1 protein-coding gene is annotated in these 405 nt (G+C 36.5%); it reads right to left on the reverse strand.

The window, feature by feature from the left end:
- A partial coding sequence (locus A3738_RS10715; protein ID WP_156504200.1) for a response regulator occupies positions 1-199 on the reverse strand: 199 nt, incomplete at its 3' end.
- Positions 200-405 lie beyond the last annotated feature (206 nt).

A 405-nucleotide genomic window follows, 5' to 3' on the forward strand; every position in this document is an offset into this window, starting at 1 on the left:
CTTCACCAGGCAGCATTAAATCTAAAACTACCAAGTCAGGTTTCTCATTTACAATTCGGTCTACAGCGTTCGTACCATTGCCTTCAACTGAGACAACAAGACCATTACTTTCTAAGTACTCTTTAGTAAGCCCTGCTAAACGCTCATCATCTTCGACAATTAGGATTTTCCACGCTTCGTTTTGATCTTCTACTTCCATCTGCTTTTTCTTATAAATACTGGAGTTGATGAATACACGCACCTTCTAATGCAAGAGAATCTACACTTACACCTAAATACGCATTGTTACACTTAGTATATATGCTGTTTCGAAAATTACCTGATCAAAACAATAAATTCTTGTTCACCTATAGCTTTTATGAATTTTCCTCTACTGCAATAATTTCCAACTCGAAGCGTAAGGTA

The sequence above is a fragment of the Oleiphilus sp. HI0066 genome, assembly GCF_001635725.1.